This window comes from Pseudomonas sp. UC 17F4, assembly GCF_900101695.1.
GTDB lineage: Bacteria > Pseudomonadota > Gammaproteobacteria > Pseudomonadales > Pseudomonadaceae > Aquipseudomonas.
Map to the genome: position 1 here is coordinate 2,566,418 of NZ_FNKV01000001.1, position 25,174 is coordinate 2,591,591.

General features: G+C 63.0%; 22 protein-coding genes. 11 read left to right on the plus strand and 11 right to left on the minus strand.

Annotated features, from left to right (window positions below; translation table 11 throughout):
• Positions 1–45 precede the first annotated feature (45 nt).
• From BLR26_RS11920 to mfd, 3 genes are read right to left on the minus strand one after another with little or no spacing between them, the layout of a single operon-like run.
• Positions 46–2,361, minus strand: a complete 2,316-nt coding sequence (locus tag BLR26_RS11920) for a DEAD/DEAH box helicase (RefSeq protein WP_093380774.1) — start codon at positions 2,359–2,361, stop codon at positions 46–48.
• Positions 2,362–2,365: 4 nt separating this feature from the next.
• Positions 2,366–2,926: a CsiV family protein gene (locus BLR26_RS11925; protein WP_045194890.1), complete on the minus strand. Its 561-nt coding sequence runs from the start codon at positions 2,924–2,926 to the stop codon at positions 2,366–2,368.
• A 10-nt stretch (positions 2,927–2,936) separates the two neighbouring features.
• Positions 2,937–6,386 carry a transcription-repair coupling factor gene (gene mfd / locus BLR26_RS11930; protein WP_045194889.1) on the minus strand — a complete coding sequence of 1,150 codons (3,450 nt, stop codon included), beginning with the start codon at positions 6,384–6,386 and terminating at the stop codon, positions 2,937–2,939.
• A 169-nt stretch (positions 6,387–6,555) separates the two neighbouring features.
• Here mfd and BLR26_RS11935 point away from each other — a divergent pair, with 169 nt between their 5' ends.
• The 3 genes from BLR26_RS11935 to sthA all read left to right on the plus strand — a co-directional run bounded on the left by BLR26_RS11935 (position 6,556) and on the right by sthA (position 10,657).
• Entirely contained in the window at positions 6,556–8,019 is a 1,464-nt protein-coding gene (locus BLR26_RS11935) for a glyceraldehyde-3-phosphate dehydrogenase (RefSeq protein ID WP_045194887.1), read from the plus strand.
• Positions 8,020–8,092: 73 nt separating this feature from the next.
• On the plus strand, positions 8,093–9,091 hold the full coding sequence (locus tag BLR26_RS11940) for an FAD:protein FMN transferase (protein ID WP_045194886.1): 999 nt from the start codon (positions 8,093–8,095) through the stop codon (positions 9,089–9,091).
• A 171-nt stretch (positions 9,092–9,262) separates the two neighbouring features.
• Complete coding sequence (gene sthA / locus BLR26_RS11945) at positions 9,263–10,657, plus strand: Si-specific NAD(P)(+) transhydrogenase (RefSeq protein ID WP_038994353.1); 1,395 nt, start codon at positions 9,263–9,265, stop codon at positions 10,655–10,657.
• A 42-nt stretch (positions 10,658–10,699) separates the two neighbouring features.
• On the opposite strand, the gene BLR26_RS11950 is transcribed toward sthA, so the two are convergent.
• Together BLR26_RS11950 and BLR26_RS11955 are read right to left on the minus strand one after the other, a co-directional pair.
• Positions 10,700–11,422, minus strand: a complete 723-nt coding sequence (locus BLR26_RS11950) for a glycerophosphodiester phosphodiesterase (RefSeq protein ID WP_045194882.1) — start codon at positions 11,420–11,422, stop codon at positions 10,700–10,702.
• A 28-nt stretch (positions 11,423–11,450) separates the two neighbouring features.
• Positions 11,451–12,038, minus strand: a complete 588-nt coding sequence (locus BLR26_RS11955; RefSeq protein WP_093380777.1) for a PilZ domain-containing protein — start codon at positions 12,036–12,038, stop codon at positions 11,451–11,453.
• A 94-nt stretch (positions 12,039–12,132) separates the two neighbouring features.
• Here BLR26_RS11955 and BLR26_RS11960 point away from each other — a divergent pair, with 94 nt between their 5' ends.
• The 3 genes from BLR26_RS11960 to BLR26_RS11970 all read left to right on the plus strand — a co-directional run bounded on the left by BLR26_RS11960 (position 12,133) and on the right by BLR26_RS11970 (position 15,391).
• Positions 12,133–13,383 (plus strand): lipoprotein-releasing ABC transporter permease subunit, encoded by a 1,251-nt coding sequence (locus BLR26_RS11960; RefSeq protein WP_045194878.1) that lies wholly within the window; start codon positions 12,133–12,135, stop codon positions 13,381–13,383.
• 7 nt (positions 13,384–13,390) lie between these two features.
• Positions 13,391–14,074: a lipoprotein-releasing ABC transporter ATP-binding protein LolD gene (gene lolD, locus BLR26_RS11965; RefSeq protein WP_176794235.1), complete on the plus strand. Its 684-nt coding sequence runs from the start codon at positions 13,391–13,393 to the stop codon at positions 14,072–14,074.
• Between the two features lie 72 nt (positions 14,075–14,146).
• On the plus strand, positions 14,147–15,391 hold the full coding sequence (locus BLR26_RS11970) for a lipoprotein-releasing ABC transporter permease subunit (protein ID WP_093387417.1): 1,245 nt from the start codon (positions 14,147–14,149) through the stop codon (positions 15,389–15,391).
• A gap of 66 nt (positions 15,392–15,457) precedes the next feature.
• On the opposite strand, the gene BLR26_RS11975 is transcribed toward BLR26_RS11970, so the two are convergent.
• Both BLR26_RS11975 and BLR26_RS11980 read right to left on the minus strand, forming a co-directional pair.
• The gene (locus BLR26_RS11975; protein ID WP_093380780.1) at positions 15,458–16,807 is read right to left on the minus strand and encodes a heavy metal sensor histidine kinase; all 1,350 of its coding nucleotides are present in this window, start codon (positions 16,805–16,807) and stop codon (positions 15,458–15,460) included.
• Positions 16,804–17,484, minus strand: coding sequence for a heavy metal response regulator transcription factor (locus BLR26_RS11980; protein WP_045194874.1), 681 nt, complete (start codon positions 17,482–17,484; stop codon positions 16,804–16,806). The genes BLR26_RS11975 and BLR26_RS11980 overlap by 4 nt, the downstream gene beginning before the upstream one ends.
• Before the next feature lie 156 nt (positions 17,485–17,640).
• Here BLR26_RS11980 and BLR26_RS11985 point away from each other — a divergent pair, with 156 nt between their 5' ends.
• Both BLR26_RS11985 and queF read left to right on the plus strand, forming a co-directional pair.
• Entirely contained in the window at positions 17,641–18,132 is a 492-nt protein-coding gene (locus tag BLR26_RS11985; protein ID WP_093380782.1) for a cupredoxin domain-containing protein, read from the plus strand.
• 68 nt (positions 18,133–18,200) lie between these two features.
• Positions 18,201–19,031 carry an NADPH-dependent 7-cyano-7-deazaguanine reductase QueF gene (gene queF / locus BLR26_RS11990; RefSeq protein WP_093380784.1) on the plus strand — a complete coding sequence of 277 codons (831 nt, stop codon included), beginning with the start codon at positions 18,201–18,203 and terminating at the stop codon, positions 19,029–19,031.
• Between the two features lie 44 nt (positions 19,032–19,075).
• On the opposite strand, the gene BLR26_RS11995 is transcribed toward queF, so the two are convergent.
• Positions 19,076–19,339, minus strand: coding sequence for a DUF4404 family protein (locus tag BLR26_RS11995; RefSeq protein WP_093380787.1), 264 nt, complete (start codon positions 19,337–19,339; stop codon positions 19,076–19,078).
• 124 nt (positions 19,340–19,463) lie between these two features.
• A complete protein-coding gene (locus BLR26_RS12000; RefSeq protein ID WP_093380790.1) occupies positions 19,464–20,024 on the minus strand; it encodes an HAD superfamily inactivated hydrolase PcrP in 561 nt (186 codons plus the stop codon).
• Between the two features lie 190 nt (positions 20,025–20,214).
• On the opposite strand from BLR26_RS12000, the gene BLR26_RS12005 reads away from it, so the two are divergent.
• The gene (locus tag BLR26_RS12005) at positions 20,215–20,916 is read left to right on the plus strand and encodes an MlaA family lipoprotein (RefSeq protein ID WP_045194864.1); all 702 of its coding nucleotides are present in this window, start codon (positions 20,215–20,217) and stop codon (positions 20,914–20,916) included.
• Positions 20,917–20,969: 53 nt separating this feature from the next.
• Here the strand turns inward: BLR26_RS12005 and BLR26_RS12010 are convergent, their stop codons facing one another.
• The gene (locus tag BLR26_RS12010) at positions 20,970–21,269 is read right to left on the minus strand and encodes a PilZ domain-containing protein (protein ID WP_093380792.1); all 300 of its coding nucleotides are present in this window, start codon (positions 21,267–21,269) and stop codon (positions 20,970–20,972) included.
• 262 nt (positions 21,270–21,531) lie between these two features.
• On the opposite strand from BLR26_RS12010, the gene rssB reads away from it, so the two are divergent.
• Positions 21,532–22,716, plus strand: coding sequence for a two-component system response regulator RssB (gene rssB / locus BLR26_RS12015; RefSeq protein ID WP_045194857.1), 1,185 nt, complete (start codon positions 21,532–21,534; stop codon positions 22,714–22,716).
• Entirely contained in the window at positions 22,713–23,195 is a 483-nt protein-coding gene (rssC, locus tag BLR26_RS12020; protein ID WP_038994382.1) for an anti-sigma factor antagonist RssC, read from the plus strand. Before rssB ends, rssC begins: the two co-directional genes overlap by 4 nt.
• A gap of 40 nt (positions 23,196–23,235) precedes the next feature.
• Here rssC and BLR26_RS12025 read toward each other — a convergent pair whose 3' ends face one another.
• The gene (locus BLR26_RS12025) at positions 23,236–25,131 is read right to left on the minus strand and encodes an alkaline phosphatase D family protein (protein ID WP_093387422.1); all 1,896 of its coding nucleotides are present in this window, start codon (positions 25,129–25,131) and stop codon (positions 23,236–23,238) included.
• Positions 25,132–25,174: the final 43 nt, after the last annotated feature.

A 25,174-nucleotide genomic window follows, 5' to 3' on the forward strand; every position in this document is an offset into this window, starting at 1 on the left:
ACCGCCGCTCCCACAGGGTGGGAGCGGGCTTGACCCGCGATGAATTCAACCGGATCTTGTGCCGTGCCGCTTCCCCGGCAACGGCGCAAACAACGCATCGATATCCTCCGCCGCCAAACGCCAGTCCCCCGCCTGACGCCCATCCAGCACACCCGCCGCCAACGCCGATTTCTCCAGTTGCAACTGCTGGATCTTTTCTTCCACCGTGCCCCGGGTAATCAGCTTGTAGACGAACACCGGCTTCTCCTGGCCGATGCGATAGGCACGGTCGGTGGCCTGGTTTTCTGCGGCCGGGTTCCACCACGGATCGTAGTGGATCACGGTGTCCGCAGCGGTCAGGTTCAAGCCCACACCACCGGCCTTGAGGCTGATCAGGAAGATCTGCAATTGCCCGCTCTGGAAGTCCTGCACCGGCGAGCGGCGATCGCGGGTCTCGCCGGTCAGCAGGGCATAGGCGATACCGCGGTGCTGCAGTTCGGCCTCGATCAGCCGCAGCATGCTGGTGAACTGCGAGAACAGCAGGACGCGTCGCCCTTCGGCCAGCAGTTCTTCGAGCATTTCCATCAGGCTGGTGAGTTTGCCGGAGTGGGCGCCGCGCGCGGTCGAGGCTTCGCTGTTGATCAGGCGCAAATCGCAGCACACCTGGCGCAACTTGAGCAGTGCTTCGAGAATGATGATCTGGCTGCGCGCCACGCCCTTGCGGGTGATTTCGGCGCGCACTTTCTGGTCCATGGCCAGGCGCATGGTTTCGTACACGTCACGCTGGGCATCGCTTAGCTCGACCCAGTGGATCATTTCGGTCTTGGCCGGCAGTTCGGTGGCCACCTGCTCCTTGGTGCGCCTGAGCAGGAAGGGCTTGATTCGCGCATTCAGGTACTGCAGGCGTTCATCGTTGCCCTGGCGCTCTATCGGCACGCGGTAGTCGCGATTGAAGGCCTTGGCATCGCCCAGCCAGCCAGGTAGCAGGAAGTGAAACAGCGACCACAGCTCGCCCAGGTGGTTTTCCAGCGGCGTGCCGCTCAGGCACAGGCGCTGGCGTGCGTCGAGCTGGCGCGCCGCCTGGGCCGCCTTGCTGTTCGGGCTCTTGATGTACTGCGCTTCGTCGAGGATCAGCACATCCAGCATCAGGCCCTTGAAGTGCTCCAGGTCCTTGGGCAGCAGGGCGTAGGTGGTCAGCAGCAGGTCGTAGTCCTGCAGGTTGTCGAAATGCTTGCGCCGGCCAATGCCCTGCAGGGCCAGTACGCGCAAGCCAGGGGCGAAGCGCGCAGCTTCGTCCTGCCAGTTGGGGATCAGGCTGGTAGGCATCACCACCATCGCCGGGCGGGTCAGGCGTCCGGCGTTCTTTTCGCAGAGCAGGTGGGCGAGGGTCTGCAGGGTTTTGCCCAGGCCCATGTCGTCGGCGAGGATGCCGCCAACCTGCAGCTCGCGCAGGGCCTGCATCCAGCTCAGGCCTTCGAGCTGATAGGGGCGCAGGGTTGCGTTCAGGCCATCCGGGGTTTGTGCCGGCTGTAAGCGAATATCGCGCAGCCGTTCGCCCAGGCTGCGCACCTGTTCGCCACCTTGCCAGCTCAACGGCAGGTCTTCCAGGTCGTTGAGGCGGGTGGCGTCCAGGGTTGGCAGGCGCACGCTGGTTTCGCCGGGTTCGCGCAGGTAAAAGTCACCCAGGGTGGCCAGCACCGGCTTGAGGCGGCCGTAGGGCAAGGCCACTTGCAGATTGCGCCGTGCTTCACCGGCGGGGGCGGGGATCTGCACCAGCAACTGCTCGTCGTCGCGACGCTTGTGCAGTTGCGCCGGGTTAAGCAGCTCCGGGTGGCTGCGTAGCACATTGAGCAGAATCGGCAACAGGCTCAGGCGCTGGCCATTGACCTCGATACCCAGCTCCAGGTCGAACCAGTCGCGGCCGCTGGCTTCGTCGATGTGCGCATACCAGTCGTCAACCTCGGCGAGGTTGAAGGCGAAGTCCTCGGTGTACTCGATCTCCCAGCCTTGCTCGCGCAGGCTGGGCAGATCGTTGAGCATGAAACGCAGCCAGGCCGCTTCGGAAGCCAGCTCCAGCAGGTCGCCGGCACTCTCCGGCAAGGCTTTGCTTTGCCGGGTGGCCACCTTGAAGCCCAGGCGTTGAAGGGTTTGGCGGATCTGACTTTCGGCTTCGGCGTGGCGCTGTATGCGTTGGCTGCTGACGTCCAGGCGGCCGGCTTCCTTGCCTTGCCTGCCGCTGGCACGAATGCCGTCATAGTTGAACGACAGCGCCGCCCGGTGCTGGTGCTGGCGCTGCATCCGGCCGGTTTGTGGCACGTAGGCGCTGAACTCGTGGCTGCCCAGGATCAGGTGAGGTGTGGGGGCAAGACCATCGTTAGGCATCGGGTTACTGCTCCATCATCTCCGCAGGCGCAGCGGGGGCGCTGACTGGGCGGTGGGTAGTAACTTTCAGCAGCACGGCCAGGTGTCCGCCATCGAGGAAGGTCAACTCGCCATTTTTCATGTTGCTGTTGCTCTGCTTGAATGCTTCGCTCTGCAGCACGCTGCCGTTGCCGTCGAACTGGTTGACCCAGAAGTTGGCTTCTGCGGCGATGAAGCGCTCTTCCTTGATGCTCAGGTTGCCGGCGATGGGGAACTGGCCGAAGTGTTCTTCGCCGTCGCTGATCGCCACTGTGCCTGCGTCCTGTTTCCAGGCCTTGTGCAGCAGCACGGTGTACTGCGGGTCGGCGGCAAGCTTGGCTGCTTCGTCATTGAGCGCCGGTTGGCGCAGGTCACCTTCCTGGATGGCCTGGGCGCCGTTGCGCCAGTCTTCCGGAGCCGACTTGATGGTGATCGCCGGCACGGCGTTTTGCCGTACCAGGATCATTTCGACCTGAAAAGTGCCATCGGCAAAGGCTGCCGGGGCGATCAGCGCCAGCAGCAGGGTCAGGCTACGCATTACACGCATGGAACTTCCTTCACGCAGATTGTGGGGTCAGGCGCTCGAACAGCGCCTCAAGGTTGTTGAAGCGTTCTTCCGGACGCTCCATCGGCACCAGGAACTTGAACTGGGTGGCGCCTTCGAACTTGTAGCGTTTTGGCTGGCTCTGGATCAGCTTGATCAGCACCAGCGGATCGACCGGGGTTTCCGATTCGAACTCGATCTTGCCGCCATTGGGCCCGGCATCGACTTTCTTGATCCCGAGTTTTTCCGCCTGCAGCTTGAGCAGGGTCAGGCGCACCAGGTTCTTGGTCGGCTCCGGCAGCAGGCCGAAGCGGTCGATCATCTCCACTTGCAGGTCCTTGAGGCCGTCTTCATCCACCGCCGAGGCGATGCGCTTGTAGAGGATCAGCCGCGCATGGACATCCGGCAGGTAGTCCTCGGGAATCAGCGCCGGCAGGCGCAGGTTGATTTCCGGGCCGCCGCCCAGCGGCTGGTCGAGGTTCGGCTGGGCGCCCTTGCGGATGGCCTTGACCGCGCGCTCGAGCATTTCCATGTACAGGGTGAAGCCGACTGCCTGGATCTGCCCGCTCTGGCCTTCGCCGAGCAGCTCGCCGGCGCCGCGGATTTCCAGGTCGTTGGTAGCCAGGACGAAACCTGCGCCCAGGTCCTGGGTGTTGGCGATGGCTTCCAGGCGCTTCTCGGCGTCCGGAGTGATCTGCTGGCGCGGCGGGGTGAGCAGGTAGGCGTAGGCCTGGTGGTGGCTGCGCCCGACCCGGCCGCGCAACTGGTGCAACTGGGCCAGGCCGAACTTGTCGGCGCGCTCGATGATGATGGTGTTGGCGCTCGGCACGTCGATGCCGGTCTCGATGATGGTCGAGGCGATCAGCACGTTGAAGCGCTTGTGGTAGAAGTCGCTCATCACCTGTTCGAGTTCGCGTTCGCGCATTTGCCCGTGGCCGATGCCGATGCGGGCCTCCGGCACCAGTTCGGCGAGGTCGGCGGCGCATTTTTCGATGCTCTTCACATCGTTGTGCAGGTAGTACACCTGGCCACCGCGCAGCAGTTCACGCAGCAACGCCTCTTTGACCGTGCTCTTGTTCTGCTCCATGACGAAGGTGCGTACCGACAGCCGGCGTGCCGGCGGCGTGGCGATGATCGACAGGTCGCGCATGCCGGCCACGGCCATGTTCAGGGTGCGCGGGATTGGCGTGGCGGTCAGGGTGAGGATGTCCACCTCGCTGCGCAGGGCCTTGAGCTGTTCTTTCTGGCGCACACCGAAGCGGTGTTCTTCGTCGATGATCACCAGGCCCAGGTCTTTGATCTTGACGTCGTCCTGCAACAGCTTGTGGGTGCCAATGACGATGTCGATCTTGCCTTCGGCCAGGTCCGCCACCGCGGCAGCGACTTCCTTGGGCGACTTGAAGCGGCTCATCACTTCAACCGTTACCGGCCAGTCGGCAAAGCGGTCGCGAAAACTGTTGTAGTGCTGCTGGGCGAGCAGGGTGGTGGGCACCAGGATCGCCACCTGGCGACCGCCATGCACGGCAATGAAGGCTGCGCGCATGGCCACTTCGGTCTTGCCGAAGCCGACGTCGCCGCACACCAGGCGGTCCATCGGCTTGGCCGCGAGCATGTCCTCGCGCACCGCCTCGATAGCGCTCTGCTGGTCGGGGGTTTCCTCGAAGGGGAAGCCTGCGCTGAAGGTGGCGTAGTCCACCGACGGGTCGGCGAAGGCATAGCCCTTGCGCGCGGCGCGGCGGGCATAGATGTCGAGCAGTTCGGCGGCCACGTCGCGCACCTGTTCGGCAGCCTTGCGCTTGGCTTTCTGCCAGGCTTCGGAGCCGAGCCGGTGCAGCGGCGCCAGGGCGTCGTCGCTGCCGGTGTAGCGGGCGATCAGGTGCAGGTTGGCTACCGGCACATAGAGCTTGGCGCCCTCGGCGTATTCGAGGGTGAGGAACTCGGCGGCCTGGTTGTCGATTTCCAGGGTCGCCAGGCCCAGGTAGCGGCCCACGCCATGGTCGATATGCACCACCGGCGCGCCTTCGCGCAGCTCGGTGAGGTTTTTGATCACCGCATCGTTGTTGGCGTCGCTGCGCTTGTCGCGGCGCCGGCGCTGCATCACCCGCTGGCCGAACAGCGGGCTCTCGGCGACCAGGGCAATGGCCGGGTCGTCCAGCAGCAGGCCTTCGTCCAGCGGGGCGATGGTGATCGCCAGGCGCGCCTTGCCAGCGACGAAAGCGCTCCAGCTGTCGACGGTCTGCGGGCGCAGCTTCAGGCGTTCGAGCAGTTCCAGCAATACTTCGCGGCGCCCCGCCGATTCGGCAGTGAACAGCACGCGGCCAGGGAACGTCTCGAGAAACCCCGACAGCGCCGCCAATGGCTGGTTGGCCTTGGCTTCGATGGCAAGGTTGGGCAGGACCTGGGCCGGGAAGCGTTCGCGGCCGACCCCGCTGTCGAGGTCATCCTGGCTGACCACCACCCGCGGCCAGCTTTTGAGCCGGGCGAAGCAGTCTTCCACCGGCATGAACAGCTCGGCCGGCGGCAGCAGCGGCCGCGCCGGGTCGATGCGGCGCTCCTCATAACGGTTGCGTACATCGCTCCAGAAGTGTTCGGCGGCCTGCTCGACACCGGGCAGGGAGAACACCTGGGTGTCCTGGGGCAGGTAGTCGAACAGGGTCGAGGTGTCGTCGAAGAACAGCGGCAGGTAGTACTCGATGCCGGCCGGAGTGATGCCGCTGGAAAGGTCCTGGAAGATCGGGCAGCGGCGAAAATCAACGTCGAAGCGCTCGCGAAAGCGCGCCTTGAAACGCGTCACCGCATCTTTTTGCAGCGGGAACTCGCGGGCCGGCAGCAGCCGCACCGACTCGACCTTGTCGATCGAGCGCTGGGTTTCCGGGTCGAAGGTGCGCAAGGTCTCGATTTCGTCATCGAACAGGTCGATGCGGTACGGCAGCTTGCTGCCCATCGGGAACAGGTCGATCAAGGCGCCGCGCACGGCAAATTCGCCGTGCTCGTAGACCGTGTCGACACAGCGGTAGCCGCTGGCTTCAAGGCGCGTGCGCATCTGCTCGACATCGAGCTTCTGGCCGATGTCCAGCACCAGGCTGCTGCCGAGCAAGAAGCGCGTCGGCGCCAGGCGGTGCAGGGCGGTGGTGATCGGCACCACGAGAATGCCGTGATCGAGCTCCGGCAGCCGGTACAGGCTGGAGATGCGCTGGGAGATGATGTCCTGGTGCGGCGAGAACAGGTCGTAGGGCAGGGTTTCCCAGTCGGGGAACGGCAGCACCGGCAGCTCGGGCGCAAAAAAGCGCAGCTCCTGCTCGAGGCGGTCAGCGCTCTGGCTGTCGGCGGTCAGCAGCAGGGTGAAGCGTTTGGCGGCGCTGGCCGCTTCGGCAATGGCCAGGCTCAGGGCGGCGCCCGGCAGGTTGCCCCAGGTTTGTTTGCCGGCAGTGGCCGGCAGGTGCGGTAGACGCAGAACAGGCACGGGAGGTCGAGCTCCAAGCGTTGCGACAAAGACGCCAATTGTACCGGGCGCAGGCCCGCGCTGTCAGGTTTGTGCAGGCTAAAAGCATGTAGTGCGATGCTGGCGACAGGCGCTCATTGCCCGATGGGCTGCGGGGCGTCATAATGTAGCCCCTTTTTTCTGTCCCTACATGTGGAAGGTTCCCGTGACTCAGAAGCCCGACCAGTGTCTTGGTGAGTGGATTGATCGTGAAGCGCTTGCAGAAGCGATGATCCCGCTTATCGGTCAGCTCTACCGCAATAACAATGTGGTGAGCTCGATCTATGGCCGTAGCCTGATCAACCGCTCGGTGATCTCGATCCTCAAAGCACACCGCTTTGCCCGTCATCGCCAGACCGACGAAACCGAACTGTCTGTACACGAGACATTCCCGCTGCTCAAAGCCATGAGCGAGCTGAAACTGGGCGCCGCCTCGGTCGACCTGGGCAAGCTGGCCAACAAGTTCAAGCAAGAAGGCAACGGCCGTACTGCCGAGCAGTTCGTGCGTGAAGAAATGGCTGACGTGGTTGGCCAGCAAAACGCTTCGGCACGCAAAGGCACCGACGTCGTGCTGTACGGCTTCGGTCGTATCGGCCGCCTGCTGGCGCGCATCCTGATCGAGAAAACCGGTGGTGGCGACGGCCTGCGTCTGCGCGCCATCGTCGTGCGCAAAGGCGCCGAGAACGATCTGGTCAAGCGTGCCAGCCTGCTGCGTCGTGACTCGGTGCACGGCCCGTTCGATGGCACCATCACCATCGACGAAGCCAACAACACCATCACCGCCAACGGCAACCTGATCCAGGTTATCTACGCCAAGAACCCGAGTGAAGTCGACTACACCCAGTACGGCATCGAGAATGCCCTGATCGTCGACAACACCGGTGTATGGCGCGACGCCGACGGCCTGGGCCAGCACCTGGCCTGCCCGGGCGCGGCCCGCGTGATCCTCACCGCACCTGGCAAGGGCGCGCTGAAGAACATCGTGCACGGCATCAACCATGGCGAAATCAGCGCTGATGACAAGATCATCTCCGCGGCTTCCTGCACCACCAACGCCATCGTTCCTGTGCTCAAAGCGGTCAACGACAAGTTCGGTATCGTCAACGGCCACGTTGAAACCGTTCACTCGTTCACCAACGACCAGAACCTGATCGACAACTTCCACAAGGGCAGCCGTCGTGGCCGCGCCGCGCCGCTGAACATGGTTATCACCGAGACCGGTGCCGCCACTGCAGCCGCCAAGGCACTGCCAGTGCTCAAGGGCAAGCTGACCGGCAATGCGATCCGCGTACCAACGCCGAACGTGTCGATGGCCATCCTCAACCTGAACCTGGAAAAAGCCACCAATCGCGAAGAGATCAACGAGTACCTGCGCCAGATGGCCATGCACTCGGACCTGCACAAGCAGATCGACTACGTGAGCTCCCAGGAAGTGGTCTCCACCGACTTCGTCGGTTCGCGCCACGCCGGTGTGGTCGATGCCGAAGCCACCATCTGCAACGATAACCGTGTTGTCCTGTACGTCTGGTACGACAACGAATTCGGTTACAGCTGCCAGGTAGTGCGCGTGATGGAAGACATGGCTGGCGTCAATCCGCCTGCGTTCCCACGCTAAGCTTGGCTTGATCGTGAAAGACGGGAACCTCAGGGTTCCCGTTTTTTTTGCCTGAATTTTCCCTGGAGGCTGGATGCGCAAGGCAGTGTTGATCGGTGCGATGCTGGGCCTGGCCGGGTGCGGGCAGGGCAACACCCTGGAGCGCATCAGTGGCCCGACCATGGGCAGCAGCTACACCGTGCAGTATGTGCGTACGCCCCAGGGGCCGGCACCGGAGCTGGTCAAGCGCGAGGTCGAGCGGATTCTCGAGGGTGTCGACAGGCGTTTTTCCACCTACCGTAGTGATTCTTTGACCGAAGCTTTCAACAGGCTGCCGGCCAATAGCTGTCAGTCGATGCCGGCCGATGTACTGCAACTGGTGCGGGTCGGCGAGCAACTGGCGCAGCAAAGTGACGGCGCTTTTGACCTGACCGTGGAGCCCTTACTCGACCTGTGGGGCTTTGGCCCGCAGTCGCGGATGGAAAAAGTACCGGATGCCCAGGCCCTGGCTGCCACTCGCCAGCGGGTCGGGCATGGGCATTTGCGCATAGTTGGCGAGCAGCTGTGCAAGGATGCGCCGGTGGAAGTGGACTTCAACAGCATCGCCGCCGGGCATGCCGTAGACCTGCTGGTGGAGCGGCTAAAAGCCCTGGGGGTCGCGAATTTGCTGGTCGAGGCGACAGGTGAACTCAAGGCGATCGGGCGCAAGGCCGACGGCAGCCCGTGGAAAGTGGCGCTGGAACTGCCCCGCGCTGACCGCCAGATAGCCCAGCAAGTGCTGGACGTGGACGGGTTTGGTGTATCGACCTCCGGTGACTATCGCAATTATTTCGAGGAGAATGGCCAGCGCTATTCACACACCTTCGATGCGCGCCAGGGAAAACCCGTGAAACACGAGCTGGCCTCGGTGACGGTGTTTGACCGCTCGACGCTGATGGCTGATGGTTATTCGACCTTGCTGCTGATTCTCGGGCCTGAGCGCGGCTGGGAGTTTGCCCTTCGACACGGGATTGGCGCAGTGTTCGTGACCCGGGTTGCCGATGGTTTCGTCTCCCGCAGTACGCCGGCGTTTGCCCAGGTGCTGGTGAACTGACAATGAATACATGTAGTGCAGAGAAAAATAGCCTACGACGCGACCAAGGGTTAATGTGCGCGGCGTTCAAGCTTGATTAGACTGCACCCGAATTTTTGCATGGCGCCGCTGGCGGCATGAGGTAGCCCCGCCCGCCGATGTGGCGCGTGGGCCTGTTCTGAAGGAGTACGCATGGCTGTCTACAACTACGACGTAGTGGTGCTGGGTTCCGGCCCCGCAGGAGAAGGGGCGGCAATGAATGCTGCCAAAGCAGGACGCAAGGTGGCGATGGTCGATAGCCGTCGCCAGGTCGGCGGCAACTGCACCCACCTGGGTACCATTCCGTCCAAGGCCCTGCGTCACTCGGTGCGCCAGATCATGCAGTTCAACACCAACCCGATGTTCCGGGCCATTGGTGAGCCGCGCTGGTTCTCGTTCCCCGACGTGCTGAAAAGCGCCGAGAAGGTGATCTCCAAGCAGGTGGCCTCGCGCACCGGCTACTACGCCCGCAACCGCGTCGACGTGTTCTTCGGCACCGGCAGCTTCGCCGACGAGCAGACCATCGAAGTGGTCTGCGCCAACGGCGTGGTCGAGAAGCTGGTGGCCAAGCACATCATCATCGCCACCGGTTCGCGCCCGTATCGCCCGGCCGATATCGATTTCCACCACCCGCGAATCTACGATAGCGACACCATCCTCAGCCTCGGCCACACCCCGCGCAAACTGATCGTCTACGGCGCCGGCGTGATCGGCTGCGAGTACGCCTCGATCTTCAGCGGCCTGGGTGTGCTGGTAGAGCTGGTAGACAACCGCGGCCAGTTGCTGAGCTTCCTCGACTCGGAAATCTCCCAGGCGTTGAGCTACCACTTCAGCAACAACAACATCACCGTGCGCCACAACGAAGAGTACGAGCGTGTCGAAGGCCTGGACAACGGGGTGATCCTGCACCTGAAATCCGGCAAGAAGATCAAGGCCGATGCCTTGCTCTGGTGCAACGGCCGTACCGGCAACACCGACAAGCTGGGCCTGGAAAACATCGGCATCAAGGTCAATAGCCGTGGCCAGATCGAAGTCGACGAAAACTACCGCACCCACGTGGCGAACATTTACGGTGCCGGTGACGTGATCGGCTGGCCGAGCCTGGCCAGTGCCGCCCACGACCAGGGCCGCTCGGCTGCTGGCAGCATCGTCGACAATGGCAGCTGGCGCTTCGTCAACGATGTGCCGACCGGCATCTACACCATTCCGGAGATCAGCTCGATCGGCAAGAACGAGCAGGAGCTGACCCAGGCCAAGGTGCCTTACGAAGTCGGCAAGGCCTTCTTCAAGAGCATGGCCCGGGCGCAGATTGCCGGTGAGCCACAAGGCATGCTGAAGATCCTGTTCCACCGCGAAACCCTGGAAATCCTCGGCGTGCACTGCTTCGGCTACCAGGCCTCGGAGATCGTTCACATTGGTCAGGCGATCATGGACCAGCCGGGTGAGCGCAATACCCTGAAGTACTTCGTCAACACCACCTTCAACTACCCGACCATGGCCGAAGCCTATCGGGTAGCGGCTTACGACGGCCTCAACCGGCTTTTTTGAGCGGCTCCGGCCGGTGGCCTGAGCCGGCCGGGGAGACCGATTTCAGCGATTCTCGAGGGTGGCGCTGGCCAAACCGGGAAAGTCTGTAATCAGGCTGTCTACGCCGAAGTCGGCGAGCCTGCGCATCAGCGCCGGCTCGTTGACTGTCCACACCGACACGTGCAAACCCTGGCGCTGGGCCTTGATCAGGCGCTCGGGGGTGCACAGTGTCCAGTTCAACGCCAGCAAGTTGCAGCCGTAGTTCTGGGCGACCTTCAGCGGGTCGAGCCAGGCGTACTCGGCCACCAGTCCCCTGGAAATATCCGGAGTCAGCTCCAGCGCTGCGCCCAGCACTTCCCGTGAGCTTGAGGTGATGGTGATCTTGTCGAGAAGGCCGAACTGCTGGGCCATTTCGCGGATCGCCAGCACAGTGGTGGCGGCGCGGGTGCGCGAGGCGCTCTTGACCTCAAGCTGCCAGTGCTCGAAATCGCACTTTTCAAACAGCTCCTCAAGTCGCGGGATCGGGCAGGGCGAGACCCAGCCCGGGCCACCCTTGCGCGCGTCGTAGGTGGCAAGGTCGGCGGCGCTATGTTCAACCACCTTGCCGCGCCGGCCGGTGGTGCGCTTGAGGCTGGGGTCGTGAATCACCATCAGCTGGTTGTCAGCCGACAGGTGCAGGTCGAGCTCGCAGCGGCGCACGCCATGCTTGAGGCACTGCTGGAAGCTGGTGAGGGTGTTTTCGGGGGCTTCGCCCTTGGCGCCGCGGTGGCCGTAAATCGTGGTCACGTCTGTTCCTTCAACAAATAAGTGAAACTCAGGAGGCGCTTGGGTCGTTCTGCTCCAGGGCCTGGCGTCGTTGTTGCGCTTGGCGTTGCAGGATGTAGCGGGCCAGCAGCTGGCGCTGGGCGTCGGTGGTGTCGACGAACTCGGTGCCGATCTCGTACTGGCCGTCGGCCTGGTGGTCGCAATGGGTGACCTTGGCGCGCAGCAGCAGGCCCAGGGCCTGGGGCATCAACACCATCTTCACGGCCACGCGCTCGCCGGCCGCCAGCGGCTCGGCGCGGTTGAACTCGATGCCGCCCTCGGACAGCACTACCGCCTGCGGCGCGCTCAATTGCCCGAGCAGGGTCTGCGCAACCACGGCACTGAGCAGGTCGATGCGTTTGTTCTGGGCCTTGAGAAAGGCCGCCAGGGTGCGGTCCTTGTCACTGAGCTGGCGCAGCAGGTGCTGGGACTCGAACTCGCTCAGGTGCAGTTCACTGAGCAGGTTGAACAGCGGTGAAGTATCTTGCAACAAGTCTGTGCCAAGCGCTTCGGCGGCGCTCAACGGGCTAATTTCCAGTGCGATCCGATCCTCGATACGGTAGTATTCGCGGCGATCTTCTTCATCTAATGTCGACATGGCGAACCCATGGTAGCGGCGGTGGTCTGAGTGTAAAGCTGCTAATCAAGCCCCGCCACAAGGACGTTCCTCTTTCATCCGAACAAGCCCCGACATGTTCAGACCTCTCTTCGTATTCATCGGCACGCGTTATACCCGTGCCAAGCGTCGCAACCACTTCGTCTCGTTCATTTCCCTGACCTCGATGATCGGCCTCGCCCTGGGCGTTGTCGTGATGATCGTGGTGTTGTCGGTCATGAATGGCTTCGATCACGAGATGCGCACCCGGGTGTTGGGCATGGTGCCCCACGCCACACTGGAAACCGGCCAGCCGATCAACGACTGGCCCGCCCTTGCCAGTCAAGTAAAGCAGAACCCGCAGGTTCTGGCGGTGGCGCCCTTCACCCAGATGCAGGGCCTGCTGACCCATGACGGCAAGGTGCAGAAGGTGCTGCTCAACGGCATCGACCCGGCCCAGGAGCGCAAGGTCTCGATCATCGACGACTTTATCCGCGAGGGTAAGCTCGATGACCTGGCCCCTGGCGGCTTCGGCATCATGATCGGCGACAAGGCGGCGGCCAAGCTGGGCGTCGGCATCGGTGACAAACTGACCTTCGTCGCCCCCGAGGTCACCGTCACTCCGGCCGGCATGTTCCCGCGCATGAAGCGCTTTACCGTGGTCGGCATCTTCCATGTCGGCGCCGGTGAAATCGACGGCTACCTGGGCCTGACCAACCTGTCGGACCTGTCGCGCCTGCACCGCTGGAAAGCCGACCAGGTGCAGGGCCTGCGCCTGAAGTTCGACGACCTGTTCCAGGCCCCCCGGGTTGCCTGGGACATCGCCCAGAAGCTGGGCGAGCAGGAGTTCTACGCCCGCGACTGGACCCGTAGCCACGGCAACCTGTACCAGGCGATCCGCATGGAAAAAGCCATGATCGGCCTGCTGTTGCTGCTGATTGTCGCGGTGGCCGCGTTCAACATCATTTCCACCCTGGTGATGGTGGTCAACGACAAGAAGGGCGACATCGCCATCTTGCGCACCCTGGGCTCGACGCCGGGGCAGATCATGGCCATCTTCATGGTCCAGGGCACGGTGATCGGCGTGGTCGGCACCCTGATCGGCGCGCTGGTGGGCATTTTCGCCGCGCTCAATGTCAGCGCCGCGATTGCCGGCATCGAGACCCTGATCGGGCACAAGTTCCTCAATGCCGACGTCTACTTCATCGACTACCTGCCATCGCAGATCATGGCCGAGGACGTGTGGATGGTCTGCGGCGCGGCATTGGTCCTGAGTTTCCTCGCCACCCTGTATCCGGCCTGGCGTGCGGCACGCACCCAGCCTGCGGAGGCGCTACGTTATGAGTGAGTTGGGCATGAGTGATAAAGCAGTGCTGAGTTGCCGCAACCTGGGCAAGTCCTACGAGGAAGGCCCGGAGAAAGTCCAGGTGTTGTCCGGCCTGCAGCTGGAGCTGCACCCGGGCGAGCGGGTGGCTATCGTCGGTAGCTCCGGTTCAGGCAAGAGTACTTTGCTCAACCTGCTCGGCGGCCTCGATACCCCGACCGAAGGCAGCGTCTGGCTGGCCGGCGAAGAGCTCTCGGCATTGGGCGAACGCGCCCGTGGCCTGCTGCGCAACCGCGCCCTGGGCTTCGTCTACCAGTTCCACCACCTGCTGCCGGAGTTCACGGCGCTGGAGAACGTGTGCATGCCGCTGCTGATCGGTCGCACCGCCATCCCCGAAGCCCGCGAGCGCGCCGAAGCGCTGCTCAAGCGCGTCGGCCTGGGCCATCGCCTGAGCCACAAGCCGGCCGAGCTGTCCGGTGGCGAACGCCAGCGCGTGGCCATCGCCCGGGCGCTGGTCAACCGTCCGGGGCTGGTGATGCTCGACGAGCCTACCGGCAACCTCGACCATCACACCGCCCAGGGTATCCAGGACTTGATGCAGGAGCTCAGCAGCTCTTCGCAGACGGCCTTCCTGGTGGTGACCCACGATCTCAACCTGGCGCGCCAGATGGACCGCGTACTGCGCCTGGAAGACGGGCACCTGGTACCGATCTGATTGCCCGCGCAACGTGCCCGCCGCTGTCAGGCGGGCACCTGGTTCCTTTTCTTTACCCGGGTGCTTTCGTTCATGTTCAGACCCTTGTCTATTTTCATCGGCGCGCGCTACACCCGCGCCAAGCGCCGCAACCATTTCATCTCGTTCATTTCCATGACCTCGATGATCGGCCTGTCCCTGGGCGTGCTGGCGATGATCGTGGTGCTGTCGGTGATGAACGGCTTCCAGCGCGAAATGAGCTCGCGCATCCTCGGCATGGTGCCGCACGCCAGCGTGCTCGGTGCCCAGCCGCTGGACGACTGGCGGCCGGTGGCGGCGCAAGCCTTGAAAAACCCTGAAGTGATCGCCGCCGCACCACTGACCGAGATGGAAGGCATGCTCTCTTACAAGGGCTCGATGCAGCCGATCCAGGTCAGCGGCATCGACCCGGCCGAGGAGGGCAAGGTCTCGATCGTCGCCCAGCATATCGTCCAGGGCAGCCTTGAAGACCTCAAGCCGGGTGAGTTCGGCGTGGTCATCGGTGAAATCACCGCGCGCCGCTTTCGCCTCAATGTCGGCGACAAACTGACCCTGATCGTGCCCGAAGTCAGCAGCGCGCCGGGTGGCATCACCCCGCGCATGCAGCGCCTGAACGTGGTCGGGGTATTCAAGGTTGGCGCCGAGCTCGACGGCTCGCTGGGCCTGATGCACATGGCCGACGCCGCGCAGATGCAGCGCTGGGCGCCGAACCAGGTGCAGGGCGTGCGCCTCAAGGTCAAGGACCTGTACGCGGCGCCGCAGGTGTCCAAGGCGATTACCACAAGCCTTGGCGAGCAATACCGCGCCGATGACTGGACCCACACCCAGGGCAGCCTGTTCAGTGCCATGAAGATGGAAAAGACCATGATCGGCCTGTTGCTGCTGCTGATCATCGCCGTGGCGGCGTTCAACATCATTGCCACGCTGATCATGGTGGTCAACGACAAGGGCGCCGACATCGCCATCCTGCGCACCATCGGCGCAACGCCGGCGCAGATCATGGGCACCTTCATGGTCCAGGGCAGCCTGATCGGTATCGTCGGTACCTTGATCGGCGGCGTGCTGGGGGTGATTGCCGCGCTCAACGTCAGCCAGATCGTCGGCTGGCTGGAGCGGGTCAGCGGCCAGCACATCTTCACCTCGGACGTGTACTTCATCAGTACCTTGCCGTCGGAACTGCAATGGGGCGACGTGGCGCTGATCTGTAGCGCCGGCCTGATCATGAGCTTCCTGGCCACCCTGTACCCGGCCTGGCGGGCTTCGCAGGTAGAGCCGGCGTACGCCTTGCGTTACGAGTGATGGCTGATCGCGGGGCAAGCCCGCTCCTACACCGGCTGTAGGAGCGGGCTTGCCCCGCGATGGTATTCACACCGTCGGCAAGTCGATCACGAACCGCGTCCAGCCCCCAGCTGACTCCCCGCGAATACACCCGCCGTGCGCCTGCACGATCGAACGGGTAATCGCCAGCCCCAACCCCGCATGCTCACTGCTGCCTTCGCGCCGTGCCGGGTCTGCCCGGTAGAAACGATCAAACAACTTCGGCAGCAACGCCGGGTCAATCGGCTCACCGCAGTTGGCCACCTGCAGCCTTACTCCGTCTTGGTGTCGCTCGATGGTCACACGTATCTCGCCGCCGGCCGGGGTAAAGCGCAGGGCGTTGTCGAGCAAATTGGACAGCGCCCGGCGCAGCATATGCCGGTCGCCGGCAAGCGGCGCCTGGCCCTCACGGCTCAGGCTTACCTCGGCATCTTCAGCCAGCGGTGCGTAGTATTCGAGCAAGGCATCGGCCTCGTCCTCCAGCGCCAGTTGCTGGCGGCTGGGCATCAGCAAGCCGTGGTCAGCCTTGGCCAGGTAGAGCATGTCGTTGACCAGTTGCGCCATCCATTGCAGCTCTTCGAGGTTGCTGTGCAGCGCCTCGCGGTATTCATCTAGGCTGCGCGGCCGGGTCAGGGTTACCTGGGTGTGGGTCAGCAGGTTGGACAGCGGCGTGCGCAGCTCGTGGGCAATGTCGGCAGAGAACGCAGAGAGGCGCTGAAAGGCATCGTCCAGGCGTTCGAGCATGGCGTTGACGGTCTGCGCCAGTTCTGCCAGCTCCACCGGCATTTGCCCTTCGGGTAGGCGTGTGGTCAGCGAGCGTGCCGACACCCCGGAGGCCACTTCGCCCATCTGCCGCAGTGGCCGCAGCCCGCTGCGCGCGGCCCAGGCGCCGAGCAACGCGGTCGCCAGCGCCGAAAGGCCGACAGTCAGCCAGATCAGTTGCTGCATGCGCTGGAGGAAATGCTGATGGTGGGTGATGTCGAGAAACAGCGTCAGCTGCGCGTCGCCGTCGTTGAGGTTGACACACAGGCTGCGAAAGTCGACGCCGCTGCTGTGCAGGGTGCTCAGGCCGAGCACTTGCGGCGACTCGGGCAGGCCGGCCTGGCTGTCGAACCAGATGCGCCCGTCCCGGCCGCGAATGCGCACGGCAAGGTCGGCCTGGTGGCTGAGTTCGGTTTGCAGGGCAGGCAGGCGCGGGGCGAGGCTGGCCGGGTCGTCCACGCCTTCGAGCATCTGGCGCAGCAGTGACAGGCGGCTGTTGAGCAGTTGCTGGTCGAGCTCGATGAAGTGGGTGGCGCTGGCGCGGCTAAAAAGGATACCGGCAGTCAGCGACACCACTGCCGTGCAGGCGGCAAACAGCAGTGCCAGGCGACTACCGAGGGACAGGCGGCGCATCAGGCGCTGCGCTCTTCAAGCACATAACCCATGCCGCGCACGGTATGGATCAGCTTGTTGTCGTGGGCATCGTCGATCTTCAGGCGCAGGCGGCGGATCGCCACTTCAATGACGTTGGTGTCGCTGTCAAAGTTCATGTCCCACACCTGCGAGGCGATCAGCGATTTGGGCAGCACTTCGCCCTGGCGGCGCAGCAGCAGTTCGAGCAGGGCGAACTCCTTGGCGGTCAAGTCGATGCGCTGGCCTGTGCGTTCGACCCGGCGGCGGATCAGGTCCAGGCGCAGGTCGGCCAGGCCCAGGCTGGTTTCCTGTGCCGGGCTGCTGCCGCGGCGCAGCAGGCTGCGCACCCGTGCCAGCAGTTCAGAGAAGGCGAACGGCTTGACCAGGTAATCGTCGGCGCCCAGTTCCAGGCCGTGCACGCGGTCTTCGACGGCGTCGCGGGCGGTGAGGAACAGCACCGGGATTTCCAGGCCGGCGGCGCGCACCGCCTGAAGGATCTGCCAGCCATCGCGGCCCGGCAGCATGACGTCGAGGATCAGCAAGTCATAGTCGCCGGTCAGGGCCAGGTGCTGGCCGGTATTGCCGTCGCTGGCAAGCTCGGTGGCAAAGCCCGCTTCACTGAGGCCCTGGCACAAGTACTGGCCGGTCTTGGTCTGGTCTTCGACGATCAACAGTTTCATCGGCTGGCTCTTTTACGTGGATTGCCGCAGGGTTATACCGCGGCGGGCGTGGCGGGTGGCCAAGCTGACAAAGTTGTAATGTTTTTGTCAGGTGACTGCCAGCGGCGATTTTCTACAGTGAAGCCTGAACCGTCGCAACCCTGGAGTGGGCTTGAAATGAAACACCTTTTTATCATTGGCGCACTGGCGCTGTTCAGCCTTCCAGCCTTGGCGTCGCCCGCGCATTCCTACACCTTCGGCCAGCCTGCGCCTGCGAGCAAGGCCACCCGCAGCGTCGAGGTGGTGATGGGCGACATGTATTACGCGCCGCGCAGCCTTGAGGTCAAGGCCGGGGAGACCGTGCGCTTCGTGCTAATCAACAAGGGCGCGGTAGTCCATGAGTTCAGCCTCGGCGATGCTGTGATGCACGCCAGGCACCAGAAAGAAATGCTCGCCATGCAGGGCCAGATGGACCATTCGGCCATGGGCCACGGCAACATGAATCACGCCAGCATGCAGCACGACGATCCGAACACGGTGATGGTCGAACCTGGCAAAAGCGCTGAACTGACCTGGACCTTTAGCCAGTCGGCGCCAATCGAGTTCGCCTGCAACGTGCCCGGCCATTATCAAGCAGGCATGGTCGGCAAGCTGACCATCGGCCAATAACAGCCGATTGCCCAAAGCATGGCCTAAAACCGATAAACTAGGCGCATTTGCTCCTACAGGTTTTAGCCATGCATCCTGCCGCCGAACATTCTCCGCTGGGTAAATCCAGCGAATACGTCTCCACCTACACACCCTCGCTGCTGTTCCCGATCCCGCGGGCGGCAAAATGGGCCGAGCTGGGCGTCAGCGCCCAGACCCTGCCATGGCAGGGCGTCGATTTCTGGAACTGCTTCGAGCTGTCCTGGTTGCTGGCGTCGGGCAAGCCGGTGGTGGCCATCGGTGAGTTCGCCATCCCGGCCGACTCGCCGAACATCATCGAGTCGAAGTCGTTCAAGCTGTACCTCAACTCGCTGAACCAGACCGTGTTCGAATCGCCCGCTGCCCTGCAGGCATGCCTGGTCAAGGACCTCTCGGCTGCCGCCGGCAAGCCGGTGGGCGTGCAGGTCCGCAGCCTGGCCGAGGTCGAAGGGCAGGGCGTGGTCGGCTTGCCGGGCGTGTGCATCGATGAGCTGGATGTCAGCATCAGCAACTATGAGCAACCGCAGCCGGAGTTGCTGCGTTGCGACAGCGCCAACATTGTTGAAGAAACCCTGCACAGCCATTTGCTCAAGTCCAACTGCCCGGTCACCGGCCAGCCGGACTGGGGCAGCGTCACCGTGCACTACCGTGGCGCGGCGCTGGAGCATGCCAGCCTGCTGACCTACCTGATCAGCTTCCGCCAGCATGCCGACTTCCATGAGCAGTGCGTCGAGCGCATCTACCTTGACCTCAAGCGCCTGCTCAACCCCGAACACCTGACGGTTTATGCCCGTTACGTGCGCCGCGGCGGCCTGGACATCAACCCGTACCGCAGTACTTCCCAGGTGACCCTGGAGAACCTGCGACTGGTTCGCCAGTAACGAAAAGCCCCGTTCGATGACGGGGCTTTTTTATTCCGGCGGGCTTAGATGCCCATGCTTTGCAGGCTCTGAACGATATTGCGCAAGGTGGCGGTCAGGCCCGGGTGCTCGACTTCAAAGCGCTCCACGGCGAGGTTGACGCCATCGACCAGGTTGTTGTCCGGGGTCTTGGCTTCCAGTTCTATCTTCGCCTCAATTTGTTGCATCAATACATGCAGATCGGCTCGCTCTTCTTCGGTGAGCGGTGGATTTTGCTCCAGTTGCTCGCGCAGGGCGTCAAGTTGCTCTTGCAGTTCGCGGGCAGGCATGGGTGTTCTCCCTCTATGAATAGGCACAGTCATGGACCCCGTTAGCGGGTGAAAGGTCCATGCCCTGTCTACTAGAGTAATCCACCGGCTGGCGCTTTGCATGACCCTGATCAAAGGTGCTGTTTCAGGGTTTTTCACCTTTGCGCCGGCGCTGGCCGATCTCTGCCAGGCAGTCGGCCAGGGCTTCGAGGTGGTCGATCACCGAGTGCACGCCCAGGGCAAACAACTGCAAGGTGGCCTGGCCACGCTGGCGTTCCTGCTCTTTGGCGCCAAGGGCTTGCCACTGGCTGCTGGGCCCGCAGGCGGCCAGGCCGATGGTCCACAACCCGGCGTTGAGGCCCGACTGCAGCAGGCGTGGTTCGCCACTGACCAGCACGCAACCGTCGAGTTTGCCCGCCCTGAGGCTCATCAGTGCCTGCCAGCAGGCATCCGGTGCCGGCCAGGGGGTCTTGCAGGCCGGGAAGGCATTGAGCCAGGCCGGCAAGGGGCTGGCCATTTGTTTGCCGTCTGCAGCCGGCAGCTCATCGAGCCAGGCACAGGGAACCTTTTGCTGATACAGCCAGTCAAGGGTGGGCAGCGCGCCCGGAGTGGGGCAGGGTGCCTGGGCATCAGAGCCCGGGTTCACTTCGACAAGGCAGCCGCGCAAGCCGAACAGCAGGGCAGTGATGGCGGGGGAGTCTGGCATGGCAACGTCCCTGAAATACTTTGCAGGCTACGCTTGGGTTGTTACTTTTTGGTGACGCTGCCGATACACAGTTGTTCACATTTTTGCGACGTTGTTTATGCCAAGCTGCTTAACGGCAGCAGAGCCTTTATACTTGCTTCATTTTTTGGCGTAGGACGCGCGGCGTCTGCCTAGTTCGAGGAGTAACACTATGCGTAGGATCGGCCTGATCGATCGGATGACCCGGGCTTGTGTCTGTGCCGGCCTACTGTTGGCGCCTGTCGTCGCGGCCCAGGCGGCCACTGAAGAAGATCCCTGGGAAAGCATCAACCGGCCGATCTTCCGCTTCAACGACACGCTCGACACCTACGCGCTCAAGCCGCTGGCACAGGGGTACCAGGCGGTCACCCCGCAGTTCCTCGAAGACGGCATCCACAACATGTTCCGCAACCTGGGCGACGTCACCAACCTGGCCAACAACGTGCTGCAGCTCAAGCCGCACGCCGCCGGGGTTGATACTGCGCGGCTGATCGTCAACACCACCTTCGGTATTGGCGGGTTCTTCGATGTCGGCACCAAGATGGGCCTGCAGCGCAATGACGAAGACTTTGGCCAGACCCTCGGCTACTGGGGCGTGAGCAGCGGCCCGTACGTAATGCTGCCGTTGCTCGGCCCGAGCACCGTGCGCGATGCCATCGGCAAGTACCCGGACACCTACACCGAACCCTACCGCTACATCGACCACGTGCCGACCCGCAACACCGCCGCCGCCGTCGATGTGGTCGACACCCGCGCGAGCCTGCTGTCGGCTGAAAAGCTGATCAATGGCGACAAATACATCTTCATTCGCAATGCATACCTGCAAAATCGCGAATTCAAGGTCAAGGATGGCGCCGTCGTCGACGACTTCTGATCCGAGCGGGTAAACAAAAGGCGACCTTCAGGTCGCCTTTTTTGTGTCTGCAATTATTTCATGCTGAGGATGCGCAGGCCGAGTTTCTGCTTGCCGTCTTGCTGGTCGGCAATCCACACCACCTCTGTGCTCGCTTCCAGGCCCTTGAGTGCCGGATGGTCGGAGTCGATACGCACCTCGAGTTGATCGCCAACCGTGAACGGCCGCGGCGCCTGGACCTGCATGCCACTGCTGGAGAGGTCGAGGCAGACGGCGGCGATGACCTGCCCCTGGTGGATCAGGCTTATATCTGCTTCCACCCGCATGCGAATGAAATCGCGCTTCTCGCTGTAGTCCATGGGCCCTGAGCTCATCTCGGCATCCTTTCATTGCGTTGCGGTTGGAGGGGTTTTTATAACTCCCGGTGCTTTCGGCTGTAAAGAGCATCGGCGACCATCGGTGTGCCCTTGAAACGCCCGGCGGATGGGAGTACCGTCTGCGCCTTACAAGGCACCTCTGCTATTTGCCGGACAGGTTTTGATGTCCTACAACTCATAGAAGAGTAGCTCGAAGTGAATCCAGTACGTGGGCCGATGCTCACCTACGCCCAACCTATTCCTGGCGCCGTTTGCCCACATGCAGAAAACCAGTGCAACGCTGCTGATAATCGATGACGACGACGTCGTACGTGCGAGTCTTGCCGCCTACCTGGAAGACAGCGGTTTCAGCGTCCTGCAGGCAGCCAATGGCCAGCAGGGCCTGCAGGTCTTCGAACAGGAACATCCTGATCTGGTGATCTGCGATCTGCGCATGCCGCAAATGGGCGGCCTGGAGCTGATTCGCCAGGTAACCGAGCGCGCGCCGGAACTGCCGGTGATCGTGGTATCGGGCGCCGGGGTGATGAACGACGCCGTCGAGGCCCTGCGCCTGGGCGCGGCCGACTACCTGATCAAGCCCCTCGAAGACCTCGCGGTGCTCGAGCATTCGGTACGCCGGGCCCTGGACCGCGCGCGTCTGGTGCTGGAAAACCAGCGCTACCGGGAAAAGCTCGAAACCGCCAACCGCGAGCTTGAGGCCAGCCTGCACCTGCTGCAGGAGGACCAGACCGCCGGGCGTCAGGTGCAGATGAACATGCTGCCGGAAAGCCCCTGGGTGGCCGACGACCTGTCGTTCGAGCACCAGATTATTCCGTCGCTGTACCTGTCGGGCGACTTTGCCGACTATTTCCGTGTCGATGACCGGCGAATTGCCTTTTACCTGGCAGACGTTTCCGGGCATGGCGCGTCTTCGGCCTTCGTCACCGTGCTGCTGAAGTTCATGACCACGCGCCTGCTGTTCGAATTCAAGCGCGGCGGCAACTTGCGTGACTTCAAACCGTCGGAAGTACTCGGACACATCAACCGCGGCCTGATCAACTGCAAGCTGGGCAAGCATGTGACCATGGTCGGCGGCGTGATCGACGAAGACACCGGTATCATGACCTACAGCATCGGTGGTCACCTGCCGTTGCCAGTGCTGTACACCCCGGGCCAGAGCCGTTATCTGGAGGGCCGCGGATTGCCGGTCGGCTTGTTCGAGGAGGCTACCTACCAGGACCACGTCCTGGAGTTGCCGCCGCAGTTCAGCCTGACCCTGCTGTCTGATGGCATTCTGGACCTTTTGCCCGGTGACACACTCAAAGATAAAGAGGCGGCCCTGCCTGAAATCATCAAGGCCGCAGGCGGTAGTCTGGATGGGCTGCGCCAACGATTCGGATTAGCTACGCTTGGGGAGATGCCGGATGATATCGCCCTATTGGTGTTGAGCAGGAACCTTCAATGAGTACGGGTAGAATCCAGTTCGCCGAGCAGAATGGCACCTTCGTGCTGAAGTTTGTCGGTGAAGTGCGCCTGACCTTGTGTTCGGCGCTGGATGCGACGATTGAAAAGATCTTCACGGCGCTGAATTTCTCGGCGATCGTCATCGATCTGACAGAAACCCACAGCATCGACAGCACCACCCTGGGCTTGCTGGCCAAGCTCTCGATCCTGTCGCGGCAAAAGGTCGGGCTGTTGCCAACGGTGGTCACCACCCACGCCGACATCACCCGCCTGTTGCAGTCGATGGGTTTCGACCAGGTGTTCAACATCGTTGACCGGCCGATCCCGTGCCCCGAATGCCTGACCGACCTGCCGTCGCAGGATCAGAACGAAGACGTGGTGCGCTCCAAGGTGCTTGAGGCGCACAAGATCCTCATGGGTCTGAACGATTCCAACCGCGAAGCCTTCCACGACCTGGTCAACGCCCTCGAGCGCACCTGATCGTCGACCGGGCGCCGTTCTGGCGCCGGTCAAAAATCACTTAACAGTCAGCTTCGCGCGGTGGAAACTCGGTCGCCGCGCTGCCATCGGCGTTGAGCTGGAAAATCCGCGCCGGCTGCCCCTGTTCATTGAAAAACACCTGGCCCAGGCCCGCGCTGTTCCACAGCCGCTCGCCGGCCTTGCTATGCGCGGGTGTGCGCGGCATCACCTGCATCTGCCGGCGCTTGGTAAACCAGTTGAGCGGTGAGCGTGGCGAGTACAGCCAGCGGTTGAGGCGATCGAAAGTGTCCAGCAGGCGCTTGGGGAACTGATTCTTGATGCCGCTGCTGGTGATCTGCCACAGGTGCGGGGCGCGCTGGCGGTGGCGGATCAGCACCTCATAGACGAACGAGTAGTGCACGTCACCGGAGAGAATCACGTAGTGCCCCGGTGTGCGCGAGTGGCGGAAGATGTTCAGGATCACTTGCGCCGCGCCGCGATGGGCCATCCAGTTCTCGGCATCGACCAATAGCGGATAACCCAGCCAGCTGAATGCCCGCTGCACGCTCTCGATCAGCTTGACGCCGAAGATCGGCGCCGGCGAGACGATGATCGCCGAAGGATGGTCGAGCAGCGCCTGCTGCAGCTCGCTTAAGGCTTCCCAGTCGAGCAGGCCCGAGGGTTTGTTGAAGTTGCTTTCACTGCGCCAGCGACGGGTGCGGGTATCGAGCACCAGCAGCGCCGGGCTGCTGGGCAGGACGAACTGCCAGCCCTGAAAGCGCAGTACTTCGTTGATCAGCGCATCCTGCAGCGGCGTGTCGAGGTAGTCATCGGCGTCGGCACTGTGGCTGAAGGCCTGGCAATGCTTCAGTAGCCCGGTAAAGGCATCCGGGTTGTTGCCCCAGCCCTGGCACAGCATATAGCCGAGCAGGGCGTTGCCGATGATGCGCTTGGAGAACGGGTGGCCGTAGGCGGTTTCTTCCCATTGCGCCGACAGGTTCCAGTCATCGGTGATGTCGTGGTCATCGAAAATCATCAGGCTCGGCAAATGTGCCAATACCCGCGCCACCCCGCCAAGGCCGCTGGCAAAGCCGTCGATCAGTTGCTGTTCCTGGCGGTAGCGGGCCTGGCGCTCGGCATTGAGGCCGGGTGGCATCTGCACGTCGATCAGGCCCCAGGGCAGCGGGGACCAGACCAGCAGGTACATGGCCATGACTTCGGCGAAGGTCACCAGGTGGTTGTCGGCGTTGCTGCTGGTGAAGATCGGCTTGCGCGTGCCGCCGAAAAAGCGCTCGCGCAGGGTTTCGTTGCTCTCCAGTGCCGGCAGCAGGTCGGCGCGGTGGTAATAGCTGGCCGGGTGCTGGTAGAGCGCGGCGCTGTCATCGACTACCGCACCTTGCAGGTGCTCGCCAAACAGCCCCAGGCGCTCGATCAGCGCATGTATGGCGCGCAGCATGGGCCCGGCGACATCGTCGGCATACACCTGGTCACCGCTCATCATCAGCAGGGCCGGGCGCTGCAATGGCGTGGGGTGTTCCAGCAATAGGCGGTCGGCGCACAGCAGGCCGTCGGCCGCCGGGTGGTGGGGTTTGCGGCAGGAGCCGTGGAGCAGGTGCTCCAGGTGTGAACGCAGGACGAAATTCGGCCGTTGCGCGCCTGGGTAAAGCAGGTGTGGTGCGTAGTCGGCGATGCCCTGGTTGTTGAAGATCAGGTCGTAGTCGATCTGCTCATCGCACGGCAGCGGGCTGTCGAGGCGGATGTCGAGCAGGTGGACAAAGGCGTGGCGGCCAATCGGCACAACCGTGCAGTGGATGTCGGCAGTAATGTCTGCGCAGCTCAGGTGCAACTCGGCCTGCAGTGGCGTGGAGGCTACCAGCCAGAACACCATCCGGGTGGGTTCGAGGCGGCGCAGTAAAGGCCCGGCCAGTACTGCGGGTAATTCGGAAGATTCAGACATCAACATCTCTGAAAGCAAAGTCGAAAGCATCGCGGGTCAAGTC

Coding starts and splice junctions, on each gene's coding strand:
- BLR26_RS11985 (WP_093380782.1), top strand. CDS start 17,641: ATGAAACACCTTTTTATCATTGGCGCACTGGCGCTGTTCAGCCTTCCA.
- BLR26_RS12010 (WP_093380792.1), bottom strand. CDS start 21,269: ATGAGCTCAGGGCCCATGGACTACAGCGAGAAGCGCGATTTCATTCGC.
- BLR26_RS11970 (WP_093387417.1), top strand. CDS start 14,147: ATGTTCAGACCCTTGTCTATTTTCATCGGCGCGCGCTACACCCGCGCC.
- BLR26_RS12005 (WP_045194864.1), top strand. CDS start 20,215: ATGCGTAGGATCGGCCTGATCGATCGGATGACCCGGGCTTGTGTCTGT.
- BLR26_RS11925 (WP_045194890.1), bottom strand. CDS start 2,926: ATGCGTGTAATGCGTAGCCTGACCCTGCTGCTGGCGCTGATCGCCCCG.
- BLR26_RS12025 (WP_093387422.1), bottom strand. CDS start 25,131: ATGTCTGAATCTTCCGAATTACCCGCAGTACTGGCCGGGCCTTTACTG.
- lolD (WP_176794235.1), top strand. CDS start 13,391: ATGAGTGATAAAGCAGTGCTGAGTTGCCGCAACCTGGGCAAGTCCTAC.
- BLR26_RS11940 (WP_045194886.1), top strand. CDS start 8,093: ATGCGCAAGGCAGTGTTGATCGGTGCGATGCTGGGCCTGGCCGGGTGC.
- queF (WP_093380784.1), top strand. CDS start 18,201: ATGCATCCTGCCGCCGAACATTCTCCGCTGGGTAAATCCAGCGAATAC.
- BLR26_RS11920 (WP_093380774.1), bottom strand. CDS start 2,361: ATGCCTAACGATGGTCTTGCCCCCACACCTCACCTGATCCTGGGCAGC.
- BLR26_RS11955 (WP_093380777.1), bottom strand. CDS start 12,038: ATGTCGACATTAGATGAAGAAGATCGCCGCGAATACTACCGTATCGAG.
- BLR26_RS12000 (WP_093380790.1), bottom strand. CDS start 20,024: ATGCCAGACTCCCCCGCCATCACTGCCCTGCTGTTCGGCTTGCGCGGC.
- rssC (WP_038994382.1), top strand. CDS start 22,713: ATGAGTACGGGTAGAATCCAGTTCGCCGAGCAGAATGGCACCTTCGTG.
- BLR26_RS11980 (WP_045194874.1), bottom strand. CDS start 17,484: ATGAAACTGTTGATCGTCGAAGACCAGACCAAGACCGGCCAGTACTTG.
- BLR26_RS11995 (WP_093380787.1), bottom strand. CDS start 19,339: ATGCCTGCCCGCGAACTGCAAGAGCAACTTGACGCCCTGCGCGAGCAA.
- BLR26_RS11960 (WP_045194878.1), top strand. CDS start 12,133: ATGTTCAGACCTCTCTTCGTATTCATCGGCACGCGTTATACCCGTGCC.
- rssB (WP_045194857.1), top strand. CDS start 21,532: ATGCAGAAAACCAGTGCAACGCTGCTGATAATCGATGACGACGACGTC.
- BLR26_RS11935 (WP_045194887.1), top strand. CDS start 6,556: ATGTGGAAGGTTCCCGTGACTCAGAAGCCCGACCAGTGTCTTGGTGAG.
- sthA (WP_038994353.1), top strand. CDS start 9,263: ATGGCTGTCTACAACTACGACGTAGTGGTGCTGGGTTCCGGCCCCGCA.